The organism is Azospirillum sp. A29 (assembly GCF_042604625.1).
In the GTDB taxonomy this organism is placed as follows: Bacteria; Pseudomonadota; Alphaproteobacteria; order Azospirillales; family Azospirillaceae; genus Azospirillum; species Azospirillum palustre.
In genome coordinates this window covers 248,369-272,088 of record NZ_CP170469.1, presented here as the reverse complement: position 1 = coordinate 272,088, position 23,720 = coordinate 248,369, and the positions used below count along the sequence as shown (strand labels likewise).

Sequence of the window (23,720 nt, the reverse complement as noted above, 5' to 3'; positions counted from 1 at the left end):
TGTCCTGGAACCGATGCGAAGAACGGCAGGAAATTCCGCGGAACAAACCTATTTGAGTGCGGCGCGCATTCCCTTCAGCCATTCGACTGTGCATACGGCAGAGTGTATCCGAGCCCAACCAATGGCAGAATCTACAGGATTGCCATTTTATGTCGCGAAACTGTCAAACTCGGACCGAGGTCCGCTTCGAACAGCACGGAGGCCGCAACATTGCCGAAGAGTGCGCGGATTGGTGCGAAGTGGCCAGAAGCCCCGGTGGCCGGCGATGATCTTCCGATGGCGTGGGATCCCACCGGCCTGCGCATCAGCTTCACCCCTGAGGATCCCGACGAGTTTGCCCGGCCGCTGGTCTCCTTCCTTGTCCGGCGCAATGTGGATGACGACGAGCTGCCGATCCACCGGCACCGGAAAGGCCAACTGGTGGTCGCGGCGGAAGGCTCGGTCATGTGCCGGACGCTCGACGGGCTTCGGATCGTCCCATCCAATGGAGCGGTGTGGATTCCGGGAGAGATTCCCCACAGCATTTCCATGTCGGACAAGGGCCGGTCATACTGCGTCTTCATCAATCCGGGGATTTCGCCTCTGCCGAATTCCTGCGCGACCTTTTCGATCAGCCCGATGCTGCGCGAGATGATTTTTCACCTGGCCAACCTGCCGCCGCTCTATCCCCTGGAGGGGCCGACGAGCCGTCTGGTCCAGGTCATCCTGGACGAGCTTGCGCAGATGAAGGCGGAGCCGCTCCACTTCCCGGTTTCCAACCATCCCAGGATCCAGCGCATCGCCGCCCAGTTGCTGGAGGCGCCGGACGACCGCAGGACCATCCGGGACTGGGCGGCAACAGTCGCCATGAGCGAGCGCACGCTGGCCCGGCTCATCCAGAAACAGACGGGAATGTCGTTCGGCCGGTGGCGCCAGCAACTCCACATCGTGATCGCCGTCCAACGGATGTCGATGGGCGCCACCGTGCAGGCGATCTCCCAGGAGCTGGGATACGATTCTCCAAGCGCGTTCACCGCCATGTTCAGGAAACAGATGGGGCAGCCTCCGCGCCGGTATTTGCAGGATCGGGCCGAAGGCGGGACGACCTGACGGCGCGTCGCCCTTCTCATGCCGACAGCCCTCGATCCGACTGTCGGGATCGAGGGCCGCCGGTGCGGTCGGGAACGGGATTGCGGTTCCCAGGCGGATGGCTGCCGCGGTTTACCCTGTCAGCTTACGATGTCCTGCCTGATGCTCTTTCGCGCCGCCATGAAGGCCATCGCCGCCAGGACATAGACGAGCGACGTGCTGATCAGAGCCCAGCGGATGCCGTCGCCGGACCCCATCGACCGCGCGAGCAGATCGCTGATCAGGCCGACCGACAGCGGTCCAAGGCCAAGCCCGATCAGATTGGCGAAGAACAGGAAGATGGCGGTGGCCGTCGCCCGGGTGCGCGGACGCACCAGGCTCTGGACCGCCGCGAAGATGGGGCCGTAATAAATGGACTGCAGCATCATCGGCAAACCCATCAGGCAAAGCGCCGCCACGGTGTTCGAGGTGAGATAAGCCGCGAAAAGCGCGAAGGGCATGCACAGGGCAGCCGCGGCCGGAATGGTCGCGTAGGCGTTCAGGCTGCCGCGCGCCACCGCGCGATCCGTCGCCCGGCCGCCCAGCCAGGTGCCGGCCGCGCCGCAGATGCCGACGATCAGGCCCAGCACCGTACCGAGGAAACCGGTGGGGCCCAATTGAATCCCGGTGAGATCGTGCAGCCTGGCCGCCAGGATGCCCAACCCTTCGGCGTGATTGCGCAGGAAGTGGGAGCTTTGAAAGGCAAGATTGCTGTAAATCCCGAAGCTCATGGCCACCATCGCGACCGTAAGCCAGATGTAGGTCCGCTTCCCGCCGAGTTCGCCCAGCGCCTCCCTCAGGCTGGGCGTGCTTTGCGCCCCGCTGGCCGCGACGGAGGAATTCCGCGGCTCGGGCAGCGTGAAATAGGCCAGCAGCCCAAGGGCGATGCCGGGCACCCCAACCAGCGCGAAGGAGGCGCGCCATCCGAGGCTGTCCGCGATCAGGCCGCCGACCACCATCCCGACCAGCGAACCGGCCGGAATGCCCATGGAGAAGAAGGCCAGCGCCGAGGCCCGCTTCTCCCGTGTCGTGTAATCGCTGATCAGCGACTGGGATGCCGGCGTGCAGCCTGCCTCTCCGACACCGACGCCGACCCTGGCGAGGAACAGCTGGGTGAAGTTCTGGGCCACGCCGCAGACCGCCGTGAACAGGCTCCAGGTGATCGCCGACAGCGCGACGATCCTGACCCGGTTCGCACGCTCCGCCCACCGCGCGATCGGAAGCGCCAGCGTCGCGTAGAAGATGGCGAAGGACAGTCCGGTCAAGGATCCCAGCTGCCAGTCCATGAGACCGAGTTCACGCTTGATCGGTTCCGCCAGGATGTTGACGATCTGACGGTCGACGAAGTTCAGCATGTAGATGAGGAACAGCATGGTCAGGGCATAGCGCCGATGGTGGATCGTCAGGCCCATCGGCTTTGGCTGCGGTTTCGGCTGCGGCACCGACACCGTGGTCGTTGCGTCGTCGGTCATACGGCAGTCTCCAAAAAGACCGGGCACAGGGGGGCCGGGTCGGTTTCGGTCGGAACGCGGTGTCGGGAGGTGTTGGGAATGGATGCGGCCGGCCTGCGGCTCGGCATGCGGTCAGAGTTTGACGCCCGTGCTGATGAGAAACACGTCACGGTCGGCGCGCGGGTCGTAGGGGCCGGCGAGGGTCGTCTGGTAGGTCAGGTTGAAGAGATAGCTGTCCTTGACCGTGCCATCGAGGGCGAGCCGGAGGATCTGGCGCCCCTGATTGAACGCGCCGTCATAGGACGTCCCGTTGACGTCGTGGGCGAAGGCGACGGACGGCTTGAGGTTCACCCCCGGCAGAAAATCCTGGTAGCTCAGGCTCGCCTGAAGGCGATAGCCCCACGAGAACGGCGTCACGAAGCCCTTGGTGGTGCAGGCCTTGGGATCGGCGCCGGCCGCGCAGACGCCGTTGTTGGGGCCGGTTCCGAAGATGTCGGACCGGCCATAGCGGCGGACGTTGGGGTCCGGCAGATCGTGGACATATTTGGCGCCGACCTCGCCGCCGAGGGTCAGGGTGCCACCGATCACGCTGCCGATATCGCCCGATGCGGCGAGCTGCCCCTGGGTGACGTGGAAGCGCTCGTAACCGGCGAACGGCCCGCCCCGGGGCACCAGGGCGAAATCTCGCGCCAGTACGCCGGTTTCGCTCACGGCCGCCTGCAAAAGATCGGGAGCATTGAAGGCGAGCGGCTGGTTGAATTTATGGTCGAGTTCGCCCGCGACCCGCAGTTTCATCGACGGAACGCTGGTGGCGAAGCTGCCGGACAGCATTCTGATGTTTTTGGGGTACTGGAACCGATAGGCCGGATTCAAACCGTCCGGATCTCCCGGCAGGAAGATGGCGCCGCTCCGGCCGGTCCGGTCGGCCTCGACATAGCCGGTCCGCGCGTGGATGTTGGTGAAGTGGAGCGAAAATTTGGTGCCGATATCCGGCACCAGATAGGAGCCGCCGATACCGAACTGGCCGGCATCTCCCGCCGTCCCGTCGCTGCCACGCTTCAGGAATCGCCCGGTCGCCAGCCCGTCGGCCGAGGACAAGGCATTGGATACCATGACCCTGTCGCACCCCGGCGAGGCGTAATCGGCGGTGGCGGCGAATGTTCCGCAACCGGGCTGCGTCGATGTCGCCGAGAGCAGCTGATAGAAGATTTCGAGGCTTGCGGACGCCGAGAGGTCGATTTTGCCCGACAGCGCCAGGAACGGCTTCGCTCCCTCCTGCGGCTGCAAGCCGGGCCGGGACAATGCCGCGAAGTCGCGCGGGTTGATGTCGCGGAGGCCGCCGGGAATTGTGAAGGCTGGTCCCCAGTCGACGGTCTGCTGGCCCGCCTTGACGGAGACCGGGAACCCGCCGGCGGAGAACTGCCCCTTGACGTAGGCATCGGCAAGGGAGATGCCGCGGAACTTGGCGCCTTGCGAAAAGCCGCGGTCGGACAAGGGACCGCCGGCATAATTGTTCGGCAGGTTGCCCAGCGCAACATGCCCCTCGGCGAGCGTGTGGTCGTACCAGCCCTTCACGCGGGTGAAGACGCCCCAGCCGTCGGCGTTGTTGGCCTCGAAATCGACCAGCCCCTTGGCGACGGTGGAAACCGGGTCTCCCCTGCGATAGTTCAGGTTCCCGTCGTCGGAATTGACGCCTCCCGGCGCCGCATGTTCAAGCCGGAGCCGTGCGCCGTCGCCGGCGGGCACCAGGGACGGGTCGATGGGGCTGGCGCGGATGGCCGTTCCGACGGTGACCACGGCCCGGATGCCCCCCGACCAGTTTCCTTCCTTGAATTCCCAGGCATGGGCCGGCCAGGAGATCGACAAGGCGGCAAGGATCGCCGCTTTCCGGCTGATGCCAAGGCTTGTCCACCACGCGGCACGAGGTGCCGGCAGAATTACGTCCCCCATCTTTGCTCCCTGCGAAGATTTATTGGAGTTGAGACAAGGAAGTCCGTCCCCGATCTTTCCGGACGGGCCAGGGTTCGGTCTTCCATTTTTCCTTGAAAGAACTCGGCATTGCCCCTGATCCAGGGCAATCGCATCCGAGAGTGGAGCGACAAGGCTCTGCTTCGAATGACCCTCTTCCCTTACGGAAGACAGGCTTCGTCACCGGACAAAATAAAAGATGCGGTGATAAGAACGCGGAGAATCCGTCCTATTTGACGGATTCAAAATGTTCGATTCGGCCGAATCTGCCCAACGAGTAAATCAGCGGAACCTTGTCCTGATCGTGACTCTGGGCGACGACGGCACCGATCATGATCGTATGGGTGGCGACTTCCACGCTGTCCTGCAGTCTGCAATCGAAACTGCAAACGGATTGGCGAAGGACCGGAACCCCGGTAACCCTCTCGCTCCAGTCGGCGGGGGAGAAGCGGGAGGCACCCTTGCTGCCGTCCATCGCCGCGAAGCGTTCCGCCAGCTGGATCTGATCGGCGGACAGGACGTTCCAGGAAAAGGCGCCGGTCCTGAGAATGACGTCGTGGGCCTCGGCACTGCGGTTGATGCAGGCAAGGACCATCGGCGGATCGACGCACAGGGAAACCGCGGCGGTGACGGTCAGGCCACGCCTGTCGGCACCCTGGCCCGACGCCACAATCGACACCGACCCCACCACGGCCCGCAATGCACTTTTGAAGGCTGCCGTCTCCACATAGTCCGCAACGGAAAAATCTTGTCCTGACATGGTGAACCTCACGCAAGGCGGTGGAAGGGCATGCCGCCGGCACGGGCGGGATTGGCCGTCCGGCAACTGTGTGGACGCTGCGCTACGGGGTGGAGGCGACCGGCAGCATCCGGTGCTCCACGATGTTCAGCCCGTAGCCCCGGAGTGCCACCGGGACATGCTGCGAGTTGGACAGGAGGATCATGTCGTGAATGCCGAGATCCGCGAGGACCTGGGCGCCGATGCCGTAGTTGCGCAGTTCCGCCTTGTCGACGAGCGGCTCCCCCGCCTTCACCCGAAGAAGCTGCGAGAGCGGCACATCGCGGTTGAACAGCACGATCACGCCCCTCCCTTCGGCAGCGATCTCCTGCATGGACCGGGCGACGATGTCGCCGCGGTCGCCGGTCTGGCCGAGCACGTCCGACAGGATGTCCAGCGCGTGCATGCGCACCAGGGTCGGCCTCTCGTCGATCACGCCCTTCACCAGCGCAATCGCTTCCGTCTCGATTGCCTTGATGCGGAAGGTGATGGCACTCCACTCGCCGCCCCATCGGCTGTCGAATTTCGTGGTGACGACACGCTCGACGTTGTGATCGTGGCGGCGGCGGAAGGCGATCAGGTCGCGGATCGTGCCGATCTTGAGCCCGTGATGCCGGGCGAAGGCGACGAGATCGTCGAGGCGGGCCATCGTCCCGTCCTCCTTCATGATCTCGCAGATCACGCCCGATGGGTTGAGGCCGGCAAGGCGTGCCACGTCCACCGCCGCCTCGGTATGTCCGGCCCGGACCAGCACGCCGCCGGGTCGCGAGACCAGGGGAAAGATATGCCCCGGCGAAACGATATGATCCGGTCCCCTGGCCGCGTCGATTGCCACCGCCACCGTCCGCGCGCGGTCCGCCGCGGAGATGCCGGTGGAAACCCCCTCTCGCGCCTCGATGGAAACGGTGAAGGCCGTCCCATGGCGGGTTCCGTTCTCCGCGCTCATCAATCTGAGGCCGAGCTGGTCGACCCGTTCCTTGCCGAGCGCCAGACAGATCAGGCCCCTGCCATGCGACGCCATGAAGTTGATCGCCTCGGGAGTCGCCATCTGCGCCGGGATCACGAGATCGCCCTCGTTCTCCCGATCCTCGTCGTCGACGAGGATGAACATCCGGCCGTTGCGGGCCTCTTCGATGATCTCCGCCGTCGGGGACAAAAATGGATGGCGTGGGGGGCAGGGCAGCATCGTCATGATCTTCCTCCGGTCACCGCATCACAGGTTGGACAGCGCCTGACGGATCAGCGAATCCTCGGAGTCGTCGTAGAGCGAATCGATCAGCGCCGCGTAACGCTCGTTCAGCACCTTGCGCCGCTTTTTCCGGGTCGCCGTCATGACGCCGTTTTCCGCCGACAGCTCTTCGGGAAGGATCCGGAACGACTTTATCTGCTCGACGGGCGCCAGCCGCTGGTTCGCCTTGGCGACCTCCCCCTCGATCAGGTGAATCACCGCTTCCGACGAACAGAAATCCGCGTAGTCGTTGATCGTTTCATTCCGCTCCTTCACCCAGTCCATCATCGCGATGCGGTCGACCTCGATCAGCACCACGAGGTATTTCCGCCCGTCGCCGCAAACCGCGGCTTCCGAGATGTAGGGGCTTCGCCGCAGCTCGTTCTCGATCTGCGCCGGACTGATCGATTTGCCGCCGGAGGTGTTGATGATCTCCTTTTTCCGGTCGATGATCGCCAGCTGGCCATCGGGCCGGACCTCGACGATGTCGCCGGTGTGGAGCCATCCGTCGCGCAGAGCCTCCAGCGTGTCGTCGGGCTTGTTCAGGTAACCCGTGAACAGGCCCGGGCCCGTCACCAGCATTTCGCCGTCGCCGGCGATCCTGGTCTTCCAGCGCGGATCGGCAATCGGAACGCCGATGGTGCCGGGCTTCGACCAGTCCCGTATCTGCCCGGTGTTCGCTCCGACCAGTTCGGTCTGCCCATAGACCTCCTTGAGGTTCACCCCCCAGGTCTGCCACAGCTTCACGACATCCGGCGGCATCGGCGCGGAGGCGGTGTAGGGGTATCTCAGCTGATCGAGCCCGATCTCCGCCAGGAGTGGCAGGAAGACCCGGTCGCGGCAGGTCGTGAAAAGCGCCTGGAGAAAGGGATCGTCCGGGCCGTCCGCCTGCCGGTCCGCCAGCGCCTTCTGGGCGATGGACATCGCGAAGCGGTAGGATTTCTTGCCGACCGTGGCCGACGCATTGATCCTGCTGACCAGTTCGGCGGCGTAGCGCTGATAGAAGCGCGGCGGCGCCATCCAATAGGTCGGCCTCACCTCGCGGATCGTCGTCGCGAAGTCCGCTCCGGTCTCGCCGAAATAGGGCGTGACCTCGCCGATGAGGGGAAGAACGATTCCCTGCCCGAGCCCGACGACATGGGAGAGCGGGAGATGGACGACCACCCGCTGGGGTTCGCGGAAAAGCGCCGGGCAAAAGCCTCGGATGGTCAACAGCCCCTCGATCAGCGACCGGTGGGTGAGGATCGCGCCCTTGGGATTGCCGGTCGTGCCGGAGGTGTAGACGATGCTGGCATTGTCTTCCGCCCGCACCTTGCCGGCCTGCTCGTCGAGCAGAGACGCACAGTCGGAGGACGACGAGGCGGAAAACCGCGGCAGCGAGACGATGGTCTTCGATGACGGAACCGCCGGATCGAAGACCACGATCTTCTTCAAGCTCTCCGCCTGCCGGCTGCGGAGAAGAATGCCGAGCTCCTTCTCTCCGGCGACGAAGGCGAATTTGCTTCCCGAGTCCTCCAGGAAATACTCCACCTCCTCGGTCGAAGAGGTGAAATCAATCCCGACCGCCACGCCGCCGGCACAGACCGTCGCCATGTAGGCGATCACCCAGTCCTGCGAGATGTCGCCCATGATGGCGACGTGGTCCCCCTTCTCCAGACCGTGATCGAGGAGGGCACGCGAAAGCGCCGCGGCGTCCCTGGCGAACTCCCCCCAGGTCGTGGCATGCCACGTTCCGGCACGCTTCTGGAAGAACGCCACAGCCTCGCCCCTGTTGTCCCGGCGGTCGCGCAGCAGCGACGGCAGCGTCGCGTCCTCATGCGCGGCCGGTGGAGTGTCGATGGCGGATGAGGCAGTTGAGGGCAGGACGGGCGGGAACAAGGACTGCGGCCCGCCCATCTCAATTGCCGCCTTCTGCAAAGCGCTTGCGCTTCTCGCGGAAGGCGGCGACGGCCTCCTTGCGCTCCGGGCTGTGGAAGGTGAGCATCTCGAGCGCACCGGCGGCGTCGAGATTCAGGTGCACCTGTTCCTTGATCAGCTTGTTGACGGCGTATTTGGTCCAGACGATGGCGTCGCGGGGACCGGATGCGAGCATCTCGGCATAGCGGACCGCATGCTCGACGACGGTTCCTTCCGCCACGACCCTGTTGATCATGCCGGCCGCCGCCGCCTCCTCCGCCGAAATGAAATCACCGGTCATCAGATAATGCTTCGCCCGCACCGGCCCCAGGAGGAGCGGCCAGATCACCGCGCCGCCATCGCCGGCGACGACGCCGGCCGTCACATGGGTGTCGGCGAAGCGGGCAGCGGGCTCGGCGAAGACGACATCGCAGAACAGGGCGAGCGTGGCGCCCAGCCCGACGGCGACCCCATTCACGGCGGCGATCAGCGGGCATTCCAGTTCGAGCATGTTGCGGATGAGATGGCGCCCGGAACGGGTGGGCGAAATCGGCCCCAGATCGTCATCGAGCGCATTCTGATCGCCGCCGGAGCAGAAGCCGCGACCCGCGCCGGTCAGGACGACGGCCTTGACCGCCCGGTCGTTGTCGAGGTCCGCGAACAGCTCTTCCAGCGCGGCATGCATCGGCCAGTCGATGGCGTTGAGGATTTCCGGCCGGTTCAGGGTGACGATGGCCACGCCGCTCGCGCGCTTCTCGACGAGCAGGCCCCTATAGGTCTTATCGGTCATGGGAGACTCTCTTCAGATCGGTCGAGAGGGGATCAGGCCGAGGCGTTCACCGTCCGCATCCGGCGGATCTGGTCGAGGATCTCGTCGGTCGGACGCACCACATTGTTGCGGTCGTTGAAATGCGGGATGACGTAGCGTCCGACCAGTTCGATGGCCTTCATGATCTCGGCGTGCGAAACAGAGTCGATGTGGAACAGGATTTCTTCGGCGCCGGTTTCGATGAAGCGTTCCAGCTGGCGGATGACCGTATCCGGGCTGCCGCAGACCAGGCTGGCGGAGTCGTTCAGGAGATAATCCCAGTCGGTGGCCGCGCGCTGGAGCGCCTCCAGCCCTTCCCCCATGTAGGCGTAGTCGTCGGCGATCTTCGCCAGCCGCGGATAGGCGTCGGTCGAGATGCGGGCGTACTGCATCAGCGGCTCGGCATAGATGTCCTTCGCCGCCTGATCGGTTTCGGCGATCCCGAGGAACACCGGCATGCCGAGACGCGGACGGTCGAGCGGGCCGTTCGGATCCCGCTGCCAGTTCGACCGGTAGGCCTCGACCATCTTCGCCTGGGCGTCCCAGCCCTGGTACAGCGTGTGGCTGAGGACGGCGAGCCCCTGGCGGGCCGCCCAGACATGGCTGCGCTCGCTGGTCGCCGCGATGCCCATCAGCGGATAGGGCTTCTGGACCGGCTTCGGCACCAGCATGCGCGGCGGAACCTGATAGTGCTTGCCTTCGAAGGTGAAGATGTCCTTGCTGAAGGCTTCGCGGATCAGCGCGATCCCCTCTTCCATCTGCTCGAGCGTTTCCGCCGGCTCCACATTGAAGGCGCGCATGGCGATGGTGGTGTTGGCGCGGCCGCAATACAGCTCCATGCGGCCGTTGGACAGGATGTCGGTGACGGCGGCCCGTTCCGCCGTGCGCAGCGCGTGGTTGATCTTCTTCGGCATCAGCGAAACCGCCGGCCTCAGCCGGATGCGGGACGTGACCGCCGCGAGGTAGCCATACACGACTTCGGGAGCCGAGCTGGAGATCCCGCCCAAGGCGACATGCTGTTCGGACAGGCTGACGATGTCGAAACCCATCTTCTCGGCAAACACCGCCTCTTCGACAAGCTCATGAAGCCGGCGCGAATAGCTTTGGCCGACCAGAGTTTCCTGCTCGGACCAGAAGCCGAACTTGACTGCCATTTGGATGCCCTCTCGGGTTTGTTTGTGATGCCTCTTCGGTGATTGGAAGCTTGTCATGAAGCCGGCGGCAGAACCTGCCGAAGATCCGTCATGCGGACTGTGTGTCCGGAACATTATTTTGTATAGGAATGACCGGCTGGGTCGTCCTAGGAAAAGCTCTCGACGAGAAGCGAGGCGATGCGCTCGATGCAATGGCTGCCGATGGCCGCCGAGGAACCGGTGGGGTCGCCGAGAATGCCGTTGGCGCTGACCGCCGCCAGCCCGTCGCGCCACATCAGTTCCAGATCGCCTTGCGAAAGCAGCCCCAGTCTTCCGGCCTCGTAGCGCTCCGTGCGCACCCGCCCGGGGTGGATGTCGAGCATCAGCGAGGTTTCGGCGATATCGGCATGGCCGCCGACCCTGACCGGCTCGCCGCCCGCCTCTTCCACCGCATCGCGCCAGCATTCCAGCCACGCCTTGGCATCGGTGAAGGCGGACACGCGGCAGGAGGCGGGCACGGCCGCACGCAAGCGCGGCAGCATCCTGGCCAAGGGCGGGGAATTGCCGACATGGGCGGAGAAGATCAGAATGCGCTCGAACCCGTGCCTTGCCAGGCTGGTGCAGTAGTCCCGGCAGATCATTTCGAAGGTGCTGTCCTGCAACGAGATCGTGCCGGGAAATGCCAGATGGTGGGAGGAACAGCCGACCCTGATGGTCGGTGCCACCAGCGCGCGTCCCACGCCCTTCGCCACCAGGATGCCGAGATGGTCGGCATGGTCGGCATCGACGCTGAGGGTCAGGTGCGGCCCGTGCTGCTCCACCGCCCCGCAGGGGATGACGATGGTCCGGGTGCCGCCCGCAATGGCGAGGGCGACTTCGGACGAGGTCATGAACTCAAGCCGGAGATGATCGCCGTCAGCCATGCTGCTGCCCCGCTTTGCGCTGGAGGAATCGGTCACGCGCCGCGGCCGTCTCGCCGCGGTTCAGGTAATCCCGCATGTCGCCGAGCGTGCGCGCTTCCAGCTCCTCGTCGGTCATCCGCGGCGCATCGGCGAAGGTACGCTTGATCGCCGAGAACAGATTCCTGTCCTTGCGGCGAAGCGTCTCGGCGGCGGCACGGGTCCGGTCCTGCAGATCGCTGAAACTGACGATGTCATCGACGAGGCCCATCGCCTTCGCCTCCTGTGCCGAAACGAGCTCCCCGGAATAGAGGAGACGCTCGGCAGCCCGGCGCCCGAGCCGGTTCATCGCCTGCCGCATGCCCTTCGCGGCGGGAAGCAGCCCATGGTTGATTTCGGGAAAGCCGAACTTGGCTCCCTCGCTCGCCACGACATGGTCCGCGAACAGAACCAGTTCCAGCGCCCCACCCACCGCATAGCCGTTGACGGCGCACAGCAGCGGGCAGCGGTAGCCTTCGAGCGCGACGAGCAGCCGGTGGAAGGCACGCATGCGCGGGACCGCGGCATCCGCGTTGACGGTGATTTCGCGAATGTCGCCGCCGGCACTGAAGAAGCGCTCGCCGGCGCCGGTCAGGATCACGGCCGGCGCGTCGGCCTCCACCCCGAACCGGGCGAGATCGTCCGCCAGCGCCTGAATCAGGTCGAATGAGAGCGCGTTGGCGGGCGGCCTGTCCATGGTCAGCCGGACCAGCGTCGTGGATAAACGATCCATCCTCAGCATCTTGCATCCTTTCAGATCGTGCAGGAGTGCCGGCCGAGGTTAGCGCGTGGCCCTCAAGGGGTTCTTCCGAAGACTCCCCGCGGGCACGCCCATGAAGGGATGTTCTGGCGTGACCTGAGTGTTTGACGGCCGAAGATGCCGCGCTCTCCCGCCGCCGGTTCGATGCCGGGCGGGATCCGGTCGATGGGGGTGCGCGGGTCGAGCGGCTCCAACTGCGCCCGGAACCCTTCGCAGCTCAGCACCGCCGCAGCCGGCGCTCCAGCCACAGGCTGTAGCGCGACGCGATGACGCAGACCGTCAGGTAGACCAGCGCCGCGAAACCGAACGCCTCGTCGTAGAAGCCCAGCCATGCCGGGTCCTTGGCGGCGGTGCGCGCGGTGTTCAGCAGGTCGAACAGGCCGATGACGATGATCAGCGTTGTGTCCTGGAACAGCCCGATCGCCAGGGTCACGATGGAGGGGATCACCGTCCTGAGCGCCTGCGGCAGGATCACCAGCCGCATCGATTGCCAGTAGCCGAGCCCCAGCGCCTGGGCGGCTTCATACTGGCCCGCCGGGATGGACTGGAGGCCGGCGCGGAGGATCTCGGCCAGATAGGCGGAGACGAACAGGACGATGGCGATCTGCGCCCGCAGCAGCTTGTCGATGGCGGCGCCGGCCGGCAGCATCAGCGGCAGCAGCAGGGTCGCGACATAGAGCACCGCGATCAGCGGCACGCCGCGCGTCACCTCGATGAACACGACGGCCAGCGTCCGCACCCCGCCCATGGAGCTGCGCCGGGCGAGCGCCAGCAGCACCGCCAGCGGGAAGGCGCCGACCAGCCCGACGACGGCGAGCAGCAGGCTGACCGGCAGGCCGCTCCAGCGCTCGGTCGGCACCGCCGGCCCGCCGGGGCCGCCGGTCAGCAGTACCAGTGCGGCGGCCAGCCCGAAAAGCCAGAGCCACAGCGTCGCCCGCCGCCAGAAAAGCGGCATTCCGCTGAGCCCGGCCAGCGCCAGCAGGATGGCGCCGGCCGCCGCCGGCCGCCACTGCCGGTCCTGGTCGTAGAAGCCGAACAGGATGTAGCGCAGCTTCTCGCCGATGAAGGCCCAGCAGGCGCCGGCGGCGTCGGCGCAGCGGTCGGCGGGCCCCACCCACACGGCATCCAGCAGGGTCCAGCGCAGCAGCGGCGGCACGGCCCAGCCGAGAAGGGCGAGGCAACCGAGCGTCACCACGGCATTCAGCGGCGTGCCGAAGAGGCCGGCCCACAAGCGCTGCCAGCGCGGCTGCGGCGGGGTCAGGGGTGGGGCGGCGCTTTGCAGAACGCCGTCGGTCATCGCGCCCCCCTCGCCGCCAGCCGGCGGTTGTACAGGTTCATCGCTGCCGAGACCGCGAGATTCACCGTCAGATAGGCGCCCATCATGATCGCCATGGTTTCCAGCACCTGCCCCGTCTGGTTGGCGCTGGTGTTGATGACGCTGACCAGATCCGGGAAGCCGATCGCGACGGCAAGGCTCGAATTCTTGGTCAGGTTGAGATAGCTGGAGGTCAGCAGCGGCACGATCACCCGCATGGCCTGGGGCAGGACCACCAGCCGCATGATCCGGCGGCGCGGCAGGCCCAGCGCGCGGGCGGCCTCCCACTGTCCAGCCGGCACCGCCTGGATGCCGCTGCGCACGATCTCCGCGATCATCGCCGCGGCGTTGACGACCAGCCCGACCAGCAGGGCGGAAAATTCCGGCGACACCGTCATCCCGCCGCTGAAATTGAAGCCGGCCAGTTCAGGAACCTTGACCTGCAACGGCGCGCCCGACGCCAGCAGCAGCGCGACGGGCAGGCCGCATGCGGCCGTGGCGAGTACCACCCCCGACAGCGCATCTCGCCGCCCGAGGCGTCGGCGCAGAACGGTCCCGGCAAGGGCGAGCGCCAGCGCCAGCGCGATGGCCGCGAGCAGCCATCCGCCCGCCCGGCCGTCGGCGAAGGCCGGCAGTTGGATGCCGCGGTTGCACAGGAAGACGCCCGGCAGCGGGTTCAACGCCTGGCGCGGGGAGGGCAGCGCCTGGAAGGTGGCGCTCCAGAAGAAGAGTTGCAGCAGCAGCGGCGTGCTGCGGACCAGCTCGACATAGCCCTGCACCAGCCCCGACAGCAGCGCGTTGCCGGACAGCCGCGCGACCCCCAGCAGCACGCCCAGGACGGTGGCGATCAGGCAGCCGGCCACCGCGACCTTGACGGTGTTCAGCAGCCCGACCAGCAGGGCCAGCGCGTAGCTGTCCTGCGGCCGGTAGTCGAGCAGCGCCTCGCCGATCTCGAAGCCGGCCGGGCGGCCGAGGAAGGCGAAGCCCGGCGTGATGCCGAAGCGCTCCATGTTCGCCAGCGTGTTGGAGCCGAGCAGGAAGCCGCCCAGCAGCACGAGCGCCAGGATCGCCGCCTGAAGGCCGCTGCGGCCACCCCACCAGAAGGCGACCGCAGCGACCGGACCGGAGCGCACCGCGCCGGGCGGCACGGGACTGCTCACCGGAAGGGCGGGGCGTAGAGCAGGCCGCCCTGGGTCCACAGCTTGTTGAAGCCGCGGTCCAGCCCGACCTTGGTCGCCGGCCCGACGTTGCGTTCGAAGATCTCACCGTAATTGCCAACGGTCTTGACGATGGTGTAGGCGAATTTCGGGTCGAGCTTGGCCGCCTCGCCCAGGCTGGGATCGACGCCCAGGAAACGGCGGACCGTCGGATCGGCGCTGGTCAGGAAGCTGTCGATGTTGGCCTGGGTGATGCCCAGCTCCTCCGCCTGGATGGTGGCGTAGACCGCCCAGTTGACGATCTCCAGCCACTGGTCGTCGCCGTAGCGGACGGCCGGCGCCAGCGGCTCCTTCGAGATGCGTTCGGGCAGCAGGACATAGTCGTCGGGCTTGGGCAGCTGGGTGCGGGTGATCGCCAGATCGGAGGAATCCTGGGTCAGCACGTCGCAGCGGCCGCTGGCGAAGGCCTTCTGGTTCTCGGCGGTTTCCTCGATCACCACCGGCTTGAAGGCGATCCTGTTCTGCCGGAAGAAGTCGGTGATGTTCAACTCGCCGGTGGTGCCGGTCTGGACGCAGACGGTGGCGCCGTTCAGCTCCTTGCCCTTGCTCACCCCCAGCTTCTTCGGCACCAGCAGGCCCTGGCCGTCATAGAAGACCACCGGGCCGAAATGGAAGCCCAGCTTGGTGGCGCGGGTGAAGGTCTGGGTCACGCCGGAGAGCAGGATGTCGAACTCCCCCGATTGCAGGGCCGGCAGGCGCTGCTGCGGCGAGGAGGAGACGAACTGCACCTTGTCCGGGTCGTTGAACACGGCGATGGACAGCGCCCGTCCGAAATCGACGAAGAAGCCCTGCCAGCGGCCGTTGCTGTCGGGGGAGAAAAAGCCCGGCTGGGTGCCGACGCCGACCTTGATGCTGCCGCGCGCCTTGATCGCGTCCAGCGTCGGGCCGGCTTTGGCGGCACCGGTCAGGGCGAGGCCGATGGCGAGGCTGAGGGCACCGGCGATCAGGAAGCGCGGCGACAGGCCGCTTCGGGAGGCCGGACGCGAAGGAGCCTGCGAAGGAGTGCGCATGGTGGTTTCCCGCAATGAGTTTGTTGTTTTGTGAAAGACGCGGAGCGCCGCATCGAACAGGCGCCCGATCTGCCGGATCCGTTTGCGAACCGGCTCTTGGAAGGGCAGCCGCGAAGGGGCAGCGCTTATTCCCTAATTAGCAGATAGGGAAAAAGCCCTGTCAACGGTTTCGTGAAAATTAATAAAACAACATGTATGAAATGTTGATTGTGAATTTTCCCGGCTCATAAATCCATAATTATGGTAGACAATAAGAGTCTTTCGCGTAATGATCGGATGTGAAACCGAAAGGCCGCCTGGAGTTCCGTGACCCCGGCGGCCGTGTCCAGCCTCAAGCCCTAACCTCCCAAGTCATTGTACTGGAACGTTATCATGGCCAATCCTCAGACGGCCCGCCGGGCCACCGCCTCCGCAGCGTCCGGACAGACCATGGTCTGGATCCCGCTTCCGGAAGCCATGGGGATGTGTGCCGTGAATGACGTGCCGACGCCGCAGGCACCGGCCGGCCGGCTCTGGGCACAGATGCGCGGCACCTGGCTGAAGGCGCGCAGCCGCACCGACTGAGCGGCCGTACCAGCTTCCGCAAAATCCGATTTCACACGTCGACGCACGCAAGCGGGCGTTCCCGAACGCATGTCCGCAAAGGAGAGTCCTGTGACCGCGCTTCCCTCTTCGGCCGAGCGGCCGCCGCTGCCGTTTCTCGATCTTGCCCGCCTGGACGGCGCCGTCGCGGACCGCGCCCTGTTCCTGTCGGAGCTGCGGGCGGCGATCCGCCGCTTCGGCGCCTTCTATGTGACCGGGCATGGGGTCGATCCGGCTTTCATCGACTCCGTCTTCGACCTGTCGCGCGGCTTCTTTGCCCTGCCGGAGCAGGACAAGCTGTCCATCGAGATGGTCAACTCGCCCCATTTCCGCGGTTATACCCGCGCGGGCTGGGAGCGCACGCGCGGTCTGGCCGACTGGCGGGAGCAGTTGGACGTCGGTGCGGAGCGGCCGGCCTTGCCCCAGGGCCCGGACTCGCCGCCCTGGGTCCGCCTGCAGGGTCCCAACCAGTGGCCGGAGGCCCTGCCGGACTTGCGCCCGGCGGTTTTGCGCCTCCAGGACCAGTTGACCACGGTGTCGCGGCGCATCCTGGCTACGGTGGCGGTGGCCCTGCGTCTGCCGGAAGATGCCTTCGATCCGATCCTGACCGATCAGCCGACGCAGCTCGTCAAGCTGATCCGCTATCCGGGCCATGACGCGGTTCCTGCCGACGATGCCCCCGGCGGTGATGCCCCCGCCGACGATGCCGGAGGGCAGGGCGTCGGGCCGCACAAGGACAGCGGCCTGCTGACGCTGGTTCTCCAGCACCGCCAGAGCGGTTTGCAGATCGAAACCGACGGGGGCTGGGCCGATGTGCCGCCAGTCCCCGGCACCTTCGTCGTCAATGCCGGCGAATTGCTGGAACTGGCGACCGACGGCTATTTCGACGCCGCGGTGCACCGGGTGGTGACGCCGCCGGCGGGGGTGGACCGGCTGTCGACCGCCTTCTTCCTGGGGGCGGGCCTGGATGTCCGGGTGCCGGTGCTGCCGCTGCCGGACGATCTCGCCGCCGAAGCGCGAGGTCCCGAGCGCGACCCGCTGAACCCGCTCTACAGCTCGGTCGGGGAGAACACGCTGAAGAGCCGCCTGCGCTCCCACCCCGACGTGGCCCGCCGCCATTACGCCGATCTGGTCGGCGCCTCCGCCTGACCGCCGAACTCTCAACGAAAATTCTCAAGGAATAAGAAGGAGCCCCGCCGATGACCGACCGCAAGCCGCACTTCGAAACCCTGGCCGTCCATGGCGGCGCCTTCCGCGCCGATCCCGTCACCGGCTCCGTCGCCGTGCCGATCCACCAGACGACCTCCTACCAGTTCCAGGACACCGCCCATGCCGAGCGCCTCTTCGCGCTTCAGGAGCTGGGCCACATCTACACCCGCGTCACCAACCCGACGGTCGAGGTCCTGGAACAGCGGCTCGCCGTGCTGGAAGGCGGTGCCGCGGCGGTGGCGGTCGCGTCCGGACAGGCGGCATCCTTCTATTCGGTGCTGAATCTGGCGCAGGCCGGCGACAACATCGTCACCTCCACCGACCTTTATGGCGAAACCTGGAACCTGTTCGCCAACACGCTGAAGCAGATCGGCATCGAGGCGCGCTTCGTCGATCCGGCCGATCCGGAGAATTTCCGCCGCGCCACCGACGAGCGCACCCGCGCCTATTATGCGGAGACGCTGCCGAACCCGAAGCTGAACGTCTTCCCGATCCGCGAGGTCGCCGACATCGGCCTGGAGCTGGGCGTGCCGCTGATCGTCGACAACACCGCGGCACCACTGACCGTGCGGCCTTTCGACCATGGCGCGGCGGTGACGATCTATTCGGCGACCAAATACATCGGTGGCCACGGCACCACCATCGGCGGCGTTCTGATCGACGGCGGCACCTTCCCGTGGGAGGCGCATGCCGCCCGCTTCCCGCTGCTGACCCAGCCCGACCCCAGCTATCACGGTGCGATCTGGACCGAGGCGGCAAAGCCGCTCGGCCCCATCGCCTATGCACTGCGCGCCCGCGTCACCCTGCTGCGCGACATCGGCGCCGCGCTCAGCCCGCAATCGGCCTTCCAACTGATCCAGGGGCTGGAGACGCTGCCGCTGCGCATCCGCCAGCACAACGCGAACGCCGGCATCGTCGCGAATTATCTGAAAACTCATGCCAAGGTGACGTCGGTCATCTTCCCCGGTTTGCAGGAGGGCGAGGCGCGGCGGCGCGCCGACACCTACCTGAAGGGCGGCTATGGCGGGCTGGTCGGCTTCGAACTGGCCGGCGGGGCGGAGGCGGGGCGGCGCTTCATTGAAGCCTTGAAGCTGTTCTACCACGTCGCCAACATCGGCGACGCCCGGTCGCTGGCGATCCACCCGGCCACCACCACCCATTCCCAGCTGTCGCCGGAAGACCAGCTCGCCACCGGCGTCACCCCCGGCTATGTCCGCCTGTCGGTCGGCATCGAGCATCCCGACGACATCGTCGCCGATCTGGAGCAGGCGCTGACCGAGGCGTAAGGCCCGCTGCCCATCGTCCATCCTCCAGCTGTTCCGGTCTCTCTCGGCCCATTGCCTCACTGCGCGGCCGGCACCATTCCCTCGGCGGGAGGTGCCGGCCGAAATTTTTCACAGACGTGCATATTTTGGTATGCGGCTTATCTCTACTGTGTAAGTATGATTTTAAGAAGAAAAAGCGAACCAAAGCAGTAATAGAATGCTGCTCCGGAATCGCCGCTTCGCTCAATCCACATGATCGACAGTCCCGGAGGGTTTTTCCGATGGCCAACGTGCCCGGCGCTCCTGTCAGTTCATCCGCCGCATCCCTCGACCTTGAGACCGACGTCCTGATACTGGGGGGCGGTCCCGCCGGCACCTGGGCCGCCATCGCCGCTGCATCCGGCGGTGCCCGCACCATTCTGGCCGACAAGGGATTCTGCGGCACGTCCGGCGCCACCGCGGCGTCGGGAACCACGCTGTGGTATGTCGATCCCGATCCGGCCAAGCGCGCGGCGGCCAAGGCGTCGCGCGAGGGGCTGGGCGGCCATCTGGCCGACCATGGCTGGATGGACCGCGTGCTCGACCGCACCCATGCGGCAGTCGGCCAGCTCGCCGACTGGGGCTATCCCTTTCCACGCGATGCGGACGGGCGCGAGCGCCGCGTGTCGGTGCAGGGACCGGAATATATGCGGCTGATGCGCCGCCGGGTGAAACAGGCGGGCGTGACGATCCTCGACCATTGCCCGGCGCTGGAACTGCTGGTCGATGACGACGGCGCGGTGGCCGGTGCCGTCGGCTTGCAGCGGCAGAAGGGCGGGCGCTGGACCGTGCGGGCGAAGGCGGTGGTCATCGCCACCGGCGGCTGCGCCTTCCTCAGCAAGGCGCTGGGCTGCAACGTGCTGACCGGCGACGGTCTGCTGATGGCGGCGGAGGCCGGGGCCGATCTGTCGGGGATGGAATTCTCCAACGCCTACGCCATCGCCCCGGCCTTCGGCTCGGTGACCAAGACGCTACTCTACCAGTGGGCCAGCTTCACCCGCGCCGACGGCGAACCCATTCCCGGTGCGGCTTCCAAGGGCGGCCGGTCCGTCATCGCGCGGGTGCTGGCGACCGAACCGGTCTATGCCCGCCTCGACCGGGCAGAACCGGAACTGTGGGCGGCGATGCGTCAGGCCCAGCCGAACTTCTTCCTGCCCTTCGACCGCGCCGGCATCGACCCCTTCACCCAGCGTTTCCCGGTGACCCTGCGGCTGGAAGGCACCGTGCGCGGCACCGGCGGCCTGCGGCTGGTGGACGGGACCTGCGCCACCGCCGTCCCCGGACTGTTCGCCGCCGGCGACGCCGCGACGCGCGAACCGATCTGCGGCGGTTTCACCGGCGGCGGCAGCCACAACGCCGCCTGGGCGATGTCGAGCGGCCATTGGGCGGGTCTCGGAGCCGCCGATCATGCCCGCGCCCTGGGTAACGGAACCCGCACCCTGCGGCGGGCGGGCGGCGCCGGATTGCAGGACGGGCCGCGGGGCGGCGCGGCAATCGATGCCGGGGGCCTGACCCGTGCCGTCCAGGCCGAGGTGTTCCCTTACGACCTCAATTACTTCCGCACGGAGGAGGGGCTGACCGGCTCCCTCGGCCGGCTGGACCGGCTGTGGGCCGATGCCGCCGGGGCCATGCCGGCCTCCGCCGACACCGTCCTGCGCGTGCGGGAGGCGGCGGCGATGCTGGCGACCGCCCGCTGGATGTACCGTTCGGCGTTGGCCCGCACGGAATCGCGCGGCATGCACCGCCGCATCGACCATGCGGCCCTCGACCCGGCCCAGCGCCATCTGCTGACGGTCGGCGGCCTGGACGAGGTGCATGTCTCGACCCGCCCAGCGCCCGTCCGCGCGGATCGGACCGAGGCCGGCCGGGAGTTGGCGGCATGATCGAGCTGATCAGCCCGGCCCGCTGCACCGGCTGCAACATCTGCGTCTCCGTCTGCCCGATGGACGTGTTCCAGGCGGCCGGCGGCGGCCGGGCCGAGGGCACCGCCCCCGTCATCGCCCGGCAGTCCGACTGCCAGACCTGCTTCCTGTGCGAAGCCCATTGCCCGGACGACGCCCTCTATGTCGCCCCCGATGCCGAAACGGTGACGGGGATCGCCGAGGACGCGGTCGCCGCCGCCGGCCTGTTCGGCAGCTACCGCCGCGCCATCGGCTGGACTGCCACCCATCGCGAGAACCGTTCCGCCGACCAGACCTTCCGGCTGCTGGCGCCCCATTGAGCGCCCGGCCGCATCCGACAGGAGCCTTTCGATCATGACCGTGTTCGACCCCTCCGGCATTCGCCTGAACCGCCGCCGCCTGCTGACCGGCGCGGCAGTCACCGCCGGTGCCGTGTTCGCCGGCGCGCTCGCCGCCGGGCCGCTGTGGGCCGGCCGCGCGCAGGCCGCCGCAGCCAAGGCGACGCTGGCCTATGGCAGCACCGGCTACACCTGGGCGGTTCCCTTCGTCGCCGAGGCCGCCGGCACCTGGGCCGAGGCCGGCTTCGATCTGAGCACCATGGAATTCGAGAGCGGGCGCGATTCGATGCAGGCGCTGCTCGCCGGCTCGGCCGACTTCTCCGCCTCGACCGACACGCCGGTGGTGTTCGCGGTGCTTCAGGGGCTGCGGCCGCTGATCCTGGTGAATTACAGCCGATATTCGCGCGACATGAAGATCGTCGTCCGCAAGGACGGCGGCATCGATCCGGCGAAGCCGGCCAGCCTGAAGGGGCGCAGGATCGCCACCCGCGTCGGCACCTCCGGGCAATACATGCTGGCGAAGTATCTGGAATTCGCCGGGCTGGCGCCGGGCGACGTCGAGGTGGTCGACCTCACCCCGAACAACATGACCTCCGCCCTGGTGCGCGGCGACATCGACGGCTTCGCCTGGAGCAGCCAGTCCGCGGCGGTGGCCGAGCGCCAGTCTGGCGGCAAGACCGCGGTGATGACGCAGGACGGGCTGGAGAAATTCTTCCAGAGCCATCAGCTGCTGCTGACCACCGAAAAGGTGGTGAAGGAGAAGCCGGAGCTGGTGGCCGGCGCCATCCGGGCGTTGCAGGGGGCGGAACGCCGCATCCTGGCCGACGGCGGCTGGGCCGACCTGATCTCGCGCCGCATCCACACGCCGCCGAAGGAGATTCTGGAGGCGACCTCCGAGTTCACCTTCAAGATCGCCTTCGACGACCGCTTCGTCGACGATCTGGTGGCGGAGGCGGAATGGGCCATCGCCGCCGGCCTCGCCAAGCGTCCGGCGGGGGATCTGCGGGCGCTGTTCCGCGGCCTGATCGTCGAGTCCCCGCTGAAGGCGGTGGCGCCCGACCGGGTCACCCTGTCATGAGCGGGGTCACGAGCGGGCCGCTGATCGATTTCGACCGCGTGTCGCAGATCTATGCGGCGCGCGACGGGTCGCCGGCCTGGGCGCTCAGCGACGTGTCGCTGCGGGTGGAGGCCGGCGAGTTCGTCTGCCTGATCGGCCCGTCCGGCTGCGGCAAGTCCACGCTGATCCATCTGCTGGCGGGTTTCCTCAAGCCGACCTCCGGCGCCGTGCGCTTCCGCGGCCGGCCGCTGGACGGGCCGGGGCCGGACCGCGGCGTGGTGTTCCAGGAATATGCGCTGTTCGCCTGGATGACCGCGCGCCAGAACGTCGAGTTCGGCCTGCGCATGCAGCGGGTCTCCGCCCCCGTGCGGCGCCGCCGGGCGCTGGAGGCGCTCGACCGGGTTGGGCTGCGCCATGCCGCCGACCGCTACCCGCACGAGCTGTCCGGCGGCATGCGCCAGCGCGTCGCCGTCGCCCGCGCCCTGGTGGTCGAGCCGGAGGTGGTGCTGATGGACGAGCCCTTCGCCGCCGTCGACGCCATGACCCGCACCACCTTGCAGGAGGACCTGCTGCGGCTGTGGCGGGAGACCGGGGTGTCGGTGCTGTTCGTCACCCACAACATCGACGAGGCGGTGTTCCTCGCCCAGCGCGTCGTGGTGATGGGGGCCGGGCCGGGCGTGATTCGCGAGGATTTGGCGGTCGATCTGCCCTATCCGCGCGACCGCGGGTCGGCGGAGTTCGGCCGGGAATATGCCCGCATCGCCGCGGCGCTGGCCCGCGGCAGCCGGAGTGCCGAGCGGACCGACGGCGAACGGAGGGCGGCGTGACGGCGGCAACGGATGACGCGACCGGCAACGGCCTCTCCACCTCCCGGCGCCCGGCGGCGGATGCGGCGTCCGACAGGGACGCCTTCGCCGAAGAGTTCCGCCGCGCCCATCGCCGCGGCCTGCGACGCGCGGCGTGGCTGCGCGCCCTGCTGAACGTGACCGGCATCCTGCTGTTCCTGGCGGTCTGGGAGGCGGTGCCGCGGCTGGGGACCTGGGTCAATCCGGTGCTGCTGCCGCCGCCGTCGGTGGTGTTCGACAGCTTCGTCCCGATGCTGCTGTCCGGCGAGATCCCGGCCAACATCCTGGCCAGCCTGCGCCGGGCGGCGTTGGGGTTCGCCATCGCGACGGCGACCGGCGTGACCGCCGGGCTGCTCACCGCGCGCATCGGCCTGCTGCACCATGTCAGCGAGCCGATCCTGCACGGTTTCCGCTCCGTGCCCTCCATCGCGCTGGTGCCGCTGTCGGTCCTGTGGTTCGGCATCGGCGAAGGCTCGAAGGTGGCGCTGGTCGCCTGGGGCAGCTTCTTCCCGATCTGGATCACCACCTTCATCGGCGTGCGCGACGTGCCGGCCGCCTATCTGCGCTCCGCCGCCTGTCTCGGCGCCGGGCGGCTGGCGACCCTGCTTCTGGTGGTGCTGCCGGCGGCCCTGCCGATGATCCTGGCCGGCCTGCGCCAGGGCATCGCTGTCTCGCTGATCCTGCTGGTCGCCGCCGAGCTGTCCGGTGCGCGGGAGGGTGTCGCCTACATGATGTCCACCGGCCACCAGATGTTCCGGGTCGACATCATGCTGATCGGGCTGGTGCTGCTCGGCACCTTCGGCTTCATCGCCGACCGCCTGTTCGTGGCGCTGATCCGCCGCCTGTTCCCCTGGTACACCACCGCCTCGTGAGGG

General features: G+C 67.2%; 21 protein-coding genes. 9 read left to right on the top strand and 12 right to left on the bottom strand.

Annotated elements, in window-relative coordinates:
* Positions 1-210: 210 nt before the first annotated feature.
* Positions 211-1,089 carry a helix-turn-helix domain-containing protein gene (locus tag ABNQ38_RS35360; protein WP_377811249.1) on the top strand — a complete coding sequence of 293 codons (879 nt, stop codon included), beginning with the start codon at positions 211-213 and terminating at the stop codon, positions 1,087-1,089.
* 119 nt (positions 1,090-1,208) lie between these two features.
* Here the strand turns inward: ABNQ38_RS35360 and ABNQ38_RS35355 are convergent, their stop codons facing one another.
* The 12 genes from ABNQ38_RS35355 to ABNQ38_RS35300 all read right to left on the bottom strand — a co-directional run bounded on the left by ABNQ38_RS35355 (position 1,209) and on the right by ABNQ38_RS35300 (position 15,609).
* Positions 1,209-2,579 carry a spinster family MFS transporter gene (locus tag ABNQ38_RS35355; RefSeq protein ID WP_377811248.1) on the bottom strand — a complete coding sequence of 457 codons (1,371 nt, stop codon included), beginning with the start codon at positions 2,577-2,579 and terminating at the stop codon, positions 1,209-1,211.
* A 111-nt stretch (positions 2,580-2,690) separates the two neighbouring features.
* Complete coding sequence (locus ABNQ38_RS35350) at positions 2,691-4,508, bottom strand: DUF1302 domain-containing protein (protein ID WP_377811247.1); 1,818 nt, start codon at positions 4,506-4,508, stop codon at positions 2,691-2,693.
* 247 nt (positions 4,509-4,755) lie between these two features.
* Positions 4,756-5,253: a flavin reductase family protein gene (locus ABNQ38_RS35345; RefSeq protein WP_377811246.1), complete on the bottom strand. Its 498-nt coding sequence runs from the start codon at positions 5,251-5,253 to the stop codon at positions 4,756-4,758.
* Positions 5,254-5,368: 115 nt separating this feature from the next.
* Entirely contained in the window at positions 5,369-6,496 is a 1,128-nt protein-coding gene (gene ribB / locus ABNQ38_RS35340; RefSeq protein ID WP_377811245.1) for a 3,4-dihydroxy-2-butanone-4-phosphate synthase, read from the bottom strand.
* 21 nt (positions 6,497-6,517) lie between these two features.
* Positions 6,518-8,428 carry an AMP-dependent synthetase/ligase gene (locus tag ABNQ38_RS35335; RefSeq protein WP_377811244.1) on the bottom strand — a complete coding sequence of 637 codons (1,911 nt, stop codon included), beginning with the start codon at positions 8,426-8,428 and terminating at the stop codon, positions 6,518-6,520.
* 1 nt (position 8,429) lies between these two features.
* Positions 8,430-9,218 (bottom strand): enoyl-CoA hydratase/isomerase family protein, encoded by a 789-nt coding sequence (locus ABNQ38_RS35330; protein ID WP_377811243.1) that lies wholly within the window; start codon positions 9,216-9,218, stop codon positions 8,430-8,432.
* A 32-nt stretch (positions 9,219-9,250) separates the two neighbouring features.
* Positions 9,251-10,390 (bottom strand): LLM class flavin-dependent oxidoreductase, encoded by a 1,140-nt coding sequence (locus tag ABNQ38_RS35325; RefSeq protein WP_376966854.1) that lies wholly within the window; start codon positions 10,388-10,390, stop codon positions 9,251-9,253.
* A gap of 146 nt (positions 10,391-10,536) precedes the next feature.
* Positions 10,537-11,292 carry a creatininase family protein gene (locus ABNQ38_RS35320; RefSeq protein ID WP_377811242.1) on the bottom strand — a complete coding sequence of 252 codons (756 nt, stop codon included), beginning with the start codon at positions 11,290-11,292 and terminating at the stop codon, positions 10,537-10,539.
* The gene (locus ABNQ38_RS35315) at positions 11,285-12,040 is read right to left on the bottom strand and encodes an enoyl-CoA hydratase/isomerase family protein (protein WP_377811241.1); all 756 of its coding nucleotides are present in this window, start codon (positions 12,038-12,040) and stop codon (positions 11,285-11,287) included. Before ABNQ38_RS35315 ends, ABNQ38_RS35320 begins: the two co-directional genes overlap by 8 nt.
* A 244-nt stretch (positions 12,041-12,284) precedes the next feature.
* Positions 12,285-13,364, bottom strand: coding sequence for an amino acid ABC transporter permease (locus ABNQ38_RS35310; protein WP_377811240.1), 1,080 nt, complete (start codon positions 13,362-13,364; stop codon positions 12,285-12,287).
* Positions 13,361-14,530: an amino acid ABC transporter permease gene (locus ABNQ38_RS35305; RefSeq protein ID WP_377811239.1), complete on the bottom strand. Its 1,170-nt coding sequence runs from the start codon at positions 14,528-14,530 to the stop codon at positions 13,361-13,363. The genes ABNQ38_RS35310 and ABNQ38_RS35305 overlap by 4 nt, the downstream gene beginning before the upstream one ends.
* Positions 14,531-14,538: 8 nt before the next feature.
* On the bottom strand, positions 14,539-15,609 hold the full coding sequence (locus ABNQ38_RS35300; RefSeq protein ID WP_377811238.1) for an amino acid ABC transporter substrate-binding protein: 1,071 nt from the start codon (positions 15,607-15,609) through the stop codon (positions 14,539-14,541).
* A 372-nt stretch (positions 15,610-15,981) separates the two neighbouring features.
* On the opposite strand from ABNQ38_RS35300, the gene ABNQ38_RS35295 reads away from it, so the two are divergent.
* The 8 genes from ABNQ38_RS35295 to ABNQ38_RS35260 all read left to right on the top strand — a co-directional run bounded on the left by ABNQ38_RS35295 (position 15,982) and on the right by ABNQ38_RS35260 (position 23,717).
* The gene (locus ABNQ38_RS35295) at positions 15,982-16,173 is read left to right on the top strand and encodes a hypothetical protein (RefSeq protein ID WP_377811237.1); all 192 of its coding nucleotides are present in this window, start codon (positions 15,982-15,984) and stop codon (positions 16,171-16,173) included.
* A gap of 69 nt (positions 16,174-16,242) precedes the next feature.
* Positions 16,243-17,340, top strand: a complete 1,098-nt coding sequence (locus ABNQ38_RS35290) for an isopenicillin N synthase family dioxygenase (RefSeq protein ID WP_377811236.1) — start codon at positions 16,243-16,245, stop codon at positions 17,338-17,340.
* Positions 17,341-17,390: 50 nt separating this feature from the next.
* A complete protein-coding gene (locus ABNQ38_RS35285) occupies positions 17,391-18,686 on the top strand; it encodes an O-acetylhomoserine aminocarboxypropyltransferase/cysteine synthase family protein (RefSeq protein WP_377811235.1) in 1,296 nt (431 codons plus the stop codon).
* 260 nt (positions 18,687-18,946) lie between these two features.
* Positions 18,947-20,587 (top strand): FAD-binding protein, encoded by a 1,641-nt coding sequence (locus ABNQ38_RS35280; RefSeq protein ID WP_377811234.1) that lies wholly within the window; start codon positions 18,947-18,949, stop codon positions 20,585-20,587.
* The gene (locus tag ABNQ38_RS35275) at positions 20,584-20,925 is read left to right on the top strand and encodes a 4Fe-4S dicluster domain-containing protein (RefSeq protein ID WP_377811233.1); all 342 of its coding nucleotides are present in this window, start codon (positions 20,584-20,586) and stop codon (positions 20,923-20,925) included. The genes ABNQ38_RS35280 and ABNQ38_RS35275 overlap by 4 nt, the downstream gene beginning before the upstream one ends.
* Before the next feature lie 34 nt (positions 20,926-20,959).
* Complete coding sequence (locus ABNQ38_RS35270; protein WP_377811232.1) at positions 20,960-22,021, top strand: ABC transporter substrate-binding protein; 1,062 nt, start codon at positions 20,960-20,962, stop codon at positions 22,019-22,021.
* Complete coding sequence (locus tag ABNQ38_RS35265) at positions 22,018-22,827, top strand: ABC transporter ATP-binding protein (protein WP_377811231.1); 810 nt, start codon at positions 22,018-22,020, stop codon at positions 22,825-22,827. Before ABNQ38_RS35270 ends, ABNQ38_RS35265 begins: the two co-directional genes overlap by 4 nt.
* Positions 22,824-23,717: an ABC transporter permease gene (locus tag ABNQ38_RS35260; protein WP_377811230.1), complete on the top strand. Its 894-nt coding sequence runs from the start codon at positions 22,824-22,826 to the stop codon at positions 23,715-23,717. The genes ABNQ38_RS35265 and ABNQ38_RS35260 overlap by 4 nt, the downstream gene beginning before the upstream one ends.
* The last annotated feature ends 3 nt before the right edge of the window (positions 23,718-23,720 follow it).